Genomic DNA, 5,105 nt, shown 5'->3' on the forward strand with positions numbered 1-5,105 from the left:
CAGCCCCCATCACCGCCCACGCACCCGGCGCCGCCACGGGCGCGGCGGCCCCGACGACCGTGCCCGCCGGTCCGGTGCAGCGGATCTGCGAGCCGGGCTCGTCGTCGGACGCGCACTCGCACGTGGTCCCGCCGTCCCCGAAGGAGCTGGAGAAGCTGGCCCGCCTCCTCTTCCCCGTCCTCCGCCACGAGCTGCGGGCCGGCCTCCGGGAGGACCGCGACCGCTCCGGCCTCCTTACCGACATGTACGGCACCTGGTGAGAGCAGGTAGGCGACGATGAGCTTCCTCGGCAACGTCGGGAACATGAAGAACGACCTGTCGGCGTCGGCGGGCCTGAGCAACCCCAACCTCGATCCCGGCCTCAGCGTGTTCTTCGAGGTGAACATCGATCGCAGCCTTCTCGGGGCGTGGTCGAAGTGCACCGGCCTCGGTATCGAGCTGGAGGTCGACTCCCGCACCGACGGCGGCATGGGACTGTTCATGCACCAGCTGACCGGACGCTTCAAGTACACCAACCTGCAGCTGTCCCGGCCGATCTGCGCCGAGACCAGCATGGTCATGGCGTGGCTGTCGAGCTTCAGCATGCTCGGCAGCGGCACCACCGCGACCATCACCGCCCTCGACCCCGCCGGCAAGACGATCCTCTGCTGGGACCTCTACGGAGTGGTGCCGGTGCGCTGGACCGGGCCCGAGTTCGACATCAACAGCCTCCAGGTGGCCACCGAGACCCTCGAGCTGGCCTACCAGGGGTTCCTCTAAGGAGACGGTCGTGACCGACTGGTCGAGCACCGCACAGGACGTCGGCGTACAGGCCGGCAAGATGGCGATGAGCCAGCTCGTGTCGGCGCGCCTGGTGGCGGCCACCGAGCCGCCCGAGGAGATCACCTGCCGGATCAACCCCAACGAGTTCTCGATCCAGAAGTCCGCCAACCTGCACACCGACAACCAGGTCGGCGACGTCAAGGAGGGGATGACCACATACAACGGTCCGTCCCCCAGCACGCTCAGCGTGAGCCTGCTGTTCGACGACACCGGGCTATCCGGCGCCGTCGGGGTGGCGCAGAGCGTGCCCGTGTGCGTGGCGATGCTGCTCTCCTGGACCGAGCCGACGCCCGCCAGCGAGCTGATCGGTCCTCCCATGCCCCCGATCGTGGACTTCTCGTGGGGCGCCACCCAGCACTTCCTCGGCAACGTGGAGAGCGTGCAGGTGTCCTACAAGCTGTTCCGCCTGGGCCTGCCGGTGCGTGCCGAGGTCAGCCTGACCATGCGGTCGATCTCCACGCCCCTGCCGATGACCAACCCCACCAGCGGCGGCCTCGTCCCGCGCAAGAGCCGGGTCGTGGTGGAGGGTGACAGCCTGGCGTCGATTGCCCACCGCACCTACGGCAAGGCGGCGGCGTGGCGCTCGGTGGCCGAGGTCAACGGCATCGACGACCCCAGCCGGCTGCGGATCGGCGCCGAGCTGCTCCTGCCGGACCGCTCCGAGGTGGAGCTGCCCCGCCGATGAGCACGCTGACCGGGATCAACTCCGTACAGGCGTACGTCGAGATCGACGGCGCTCCCCTCGACCCGATCGTGGCGGGGTACCTGATCGAGGCCGAGGTGGACTCGAGCCTGTTCCTCCCCGACCAGGCCAAGCTGGTCTTTCAGGGCGGGCCCGACCTGATCCTGACGGCCGGGGTGATCACTATCGGCGTGATCCTCACCATCCAGGTGGAGACGGGCGAGGTCCCGATGCCGCTGTTCACCGGCGAGGTGACGGCCCTCGAGCTCGACTACGGCCCCACCGGTTCGCGGACCATCGTCCGCGGCCTCGACATGAGCCACCGCCTGATGAAGGGCACGGCCACGCGTGCCCTGCCCGACATGGTGGCCTCCGAGGCGGTGGCGCTGATCCTCGGGGAGGCCGAGGTCCTCCCGGGCGAGATCATCCCCACCGCCACCCCCTACCTGCAGCTCAACCAGGCCAACGTGAGCGACTGGGTGTTCATCCAGCAGCTGGCCGAGCTCGAGGGCTACGACGCCTACATGGACGCCGAGGGGTTGTTCAACTTCTGCCCGAGCGGGATCGCCGAGGAGGGCCTGCCCCCGGTCATGAGCTACGAGGAGCCGGTGGTGTCGGGGACCCAGCTGGTCCTCGGCAAGAACCTCCTGCGGCTCAAGGCGTCGGTCACCGGCGCTGACCAGGTGGGCGTGGTCCAGGTGCGGGGCTGGGACCCCATCGAGGGCATCGAGGTGATCGGCGAGGCGCCCGCCATCACCACCGCCGTGCAGAGCGTCGACCCGGCGGTGGAGCCCGCCGCCATCGGGGAGATGCTCGGGGGCGTCCAGTTCGTCGTGACCGACCGCAACTACCCCAACGAGGGGGCGGCGGAGACCCGGGCGCGCGCCGTGGCCTCGCAGATCGCCAGCTCGTCCATCGAGATGTACGGGGAGTGCTACGGGTCGCCGTCGGTAGTGGCCGGCAGCAACGTCAGCCTGGGGATGGCGGGGATCCCGTTCGACGGGATGTACGTCGTATCGGAGGCCAAGCACCGCTTCATCCCCGGTTCGTCCGGCTACACCACCTGGTTCACCATCGGCGGGCGCCGGAACCGGTCGCTGCTGGCCCTGTCCAGCCCGGGGGGCGGCGGGGGCGGGACCCATGCCGTGCGCCCGACCATCCCCGGCGTGGTGGTGGCCGAGGTGGTCGACTCCGAGGACCCGCTCGAGCTGGCCCGGGTCAAGGTCCGCTTCCCGTGGCTGGACGACATGTACGTGTCGGACTTCGCCCGCGTCCGCCAGGACCACGTCACCGAGGGCTCGGGATGCCTGTGGATCCCCGAGGTCGGCACCGAGGTGCTGGTGGCGTTCGACCGGGGGGACATCAACTCCCCGTACGTGCTCGGGTGCCTCTACAACATGACCATGCCGCCGATACCGCCGCCCGACGTCGAGGGTCTGGTGAACGAGCGGCGCATCCAGTCCCGCATGCGCCACATGATCCAGTTCCAGGACGGCGAGGAGGCCCAGGGGATAACCCTGATCTCCGGCGAGGAGGACTGCCTCATCCGGATCGACGCCATGGAGCAGGCCATCCAGATCGTGTCCGCCGGCATGATCAACGTGGAGGCGGCGGCCGAGCTCTCCATCACCGCCGGGGGGGACATCTCGATCACCACCGAGGGCGCCCTCACCCTGGAGGGCGGCGAGGTGGCGATCAACGGCGAGTCGCTCAACCTCTCCGGTGAGGGTGACGTCACCGTCACGGCCGAGGGCGCGGTCATGGTGGCGGGCAGCGTGATCATGCTCGGGGAGGGCTGAGCCGTGGCCGAGCAGTTCGTGGGCAAGGGGTGGGCGTTTCCCCTGGGCACGTCGAGCGGGGGCGGCATTGCCCTGGCCAGCTCCGACGACGAGCTCGAGCAGGCCATCCACCTGATCCTGGCCACCGCCAAGGGAGAGCGTCCCATGCGCCCGGAGTTCGGGTGCGCCATCCACGACTACCTGTTCGACCCCGCCGACATGACCACCGCCGGCCGGCTCAAGGCGGCGGTCGAGGCGGCGCTGGCCATGTGGGAGCCGCGCATCGAGGTGATGACCGTCGACGTGACCGTCGACGTGGTGCAGCGCAACTGCATGTACATCGACATCCGCTACGCGAAGAAGGGCACCTACGACCCCCGCAGCCTGGTGTTTCCCTTCTACGTGATTCCCGAGGAGGACTGACGGTGGCGCTCCCCGCCCCCAATCTCGACGACCGCCGCTTCCAGAACCTCGTCGACGACGCCAAGCGCCTGGTCCAGAAGCGCTGCCCGGAGTGGACCGACCACAACGTCTCCGATCCCGGCGTCACCCTGATCGAGGCCTTCGCCTACATGGTCGACCAGCTGCTGTACCGGGTGAACCGCGTCCCGGACAAGAACTACGTGCGCTTCCTCGACCTCATCGGGGTGAAGCTGTTCCCGCCGACCCCGGCGCGCACCGACGTCACCTTCTGGCTGTCCACGCCCCAACCGGTGTCGATCGACGTGAGGGCCGGGAGCGTCGTCGCCACGCCGCGCGGGGACCAGGCCAACCCGGCCGTGACCTTCACGACCGCCGCCGACCTCGAGCTGGTGAACTGCGAGCGGGACTTCCTCTGCTCGGTCCTGGCCGACGGGAGCTGGCGCAACCACACCGACACCATCGCCCTCGACGAGGTGGCCGCCTTCGCCGAGCAGCCCGCTCCCGGTGACGCCCTCCTGATCGGGCTGACGGCGGCGGTGCCCTCGTGCGCGGTGAGCCTGCGCCTGGCGTGCGGCACCGAGGGTGTCGGTGTCGATCCCGCCCACCCGCCGATCGCGTGGGAGGCCTTCGACGGCACGGACTGGCTGCCGTGCGAGGTCGACCGGGACACCACGGGCGGGTTCAACCAGAACGGGGAGGTGGTCCTCCACGTCCCCGCCGGCCACCAGATGGCGCTGGTCCGCCAGCTGCGGGCGGGCTGGCTCCGGGCCCGGCTGCTGGAGCCGGTCGAGGGTCAGGCCTTCTACAGCCATTCCCCGAGCATCGGCCGCATCGACGCCGCCACCATCGGAGGGACGGTCGCGGCCATCCAGGGCGAGGTCATCGAGGGGGAGGACGTCGGCTTCTCCGAAGGCATCCCGGGCCAGCGCTTCGTCGTGCGTCGCACGCCCATCGTGCGCGCGGGGGAGCCGGTCACCCTCGAGGTGGCGGAGGGCGAGGGCTGGGAGACCTGGACCGAGGTCGAGCACTTTGCCCACAGCGGTCCCGACGACCGGCATTTCAGCGTCGACCCGGTCGTGGGCGAGATCGTTCTCGGGCCGGCGGTGCGCAACCCCGACGGCACCGTCACCCAGCACGGCTACGTGCCGCCTCCCGGTGCCGCCCTGCGCGTCGGCAGGTACTGGACGGGGGGTGGCAGGCGCGGGAACGTGGCGGCGGCGGCCATCCGGGTGTGCCGCACCACCATCCCGTTCGTGGCCCGGGTCGAGAACCGCTACGCGGCGCGCGGAGGGATCGACGGGGAGACCGTCGAAGAGGCGAAGGTCCGGGGGCCGATCACCCTGCGGACCATCGAGCGGGCCGTGACGGCCGAGGACTACGAGCACCTGGCCCGCCAGGCC

At 70.2% G+C, this 5,105-nt stretch carries 6 protein-coding genes; all 6 read left to right on the top strand.

Annotated elements, in window-relative coordinates:
- Positions 1–260: hypothetical protein (locus VFW24_18130; GenBank protein ID HEX5268689.1), on the top strand; the 260-nt coding region annotated here is incomplete at its 5' end.
- A gap of 16 nt (positions 261–276) precedes the next feature.
- A complete protein-coding gene (locus tag VFW24_18135; protein ID HEX5268690.1) occupies positions 277–759 on the top strand; it encodes a phage tail protein in 483 nt (160 codons plus the stop codon).
- Between the two features lie 10 nt (positions 760–769).
- On the top strand, positions 770–1,507 hold the full coding sequence (locus VFW24_18140; GenBank protein ID HEX5268691.1) for a LysM peptidoglycan-binding domain-containing protein: 738 nt from the start codon (positions 770–772) through the stop codon (positions 1,505–1,507).
- Positions 1,504–3,303, top strand: coding sequence for a VgrG-related protein (locus VFW24_18145; GenBank protein ID HEX5268692.1), 1,800 nt, complete (start codon positions 1,504–1,506; stop codon positions 3,301–3,303). The genes VFW24_18140 and VFW24_18145 overlap by 4 nt, the downstream gene beginning before the upstream one ends.
- Positions 3,304–3,306: 3 nt before the next feature.
- Positions 3,307–3,705, top strand: a complete 399-nt coding sequence (locus VFW24_18150; GenBank protein HEX5268693.1) for a GPW/gp25 family protein — start codon at positions 3,307–3,309, stop codon at positions 3,703–3,705.
- Between the two features lie 2 nt (positions 3,706–3,707).
- Positions 3,708–5,105 (top strand): putative baseplate assembly protein (locus VFW24_18155; protein HEX5268694.1); only part of this gene is annotated, 1,398 nt, incomplete at its 3' end.

This window comes from Acidimicrobiales bacterium (genome assembly GCA_036273495.1).
GTDB lineage: Bacteria > Actinomycetota > Acidimicrobiia > Acidimicrobiales > JAJPHE01 > DASSEU01.

What these genes read in the sequence shown, in the direction of transcription:
- VFW24_18145 (HEX5268692.1), top strand. Translation starts at nt 1,504, where the DNA reads ATGAGCACGCTGACCGGGATCAACTCCGTACAGGCGTACGTCGAGATC.
- VFW24_18135 (HEX5268690.1), top strand. Translation starts at nt 277, where the DNA reads ATGAGCTTCCTCGGCAACGTCGGGAACATGAAGAACGACCTGTCGGCG.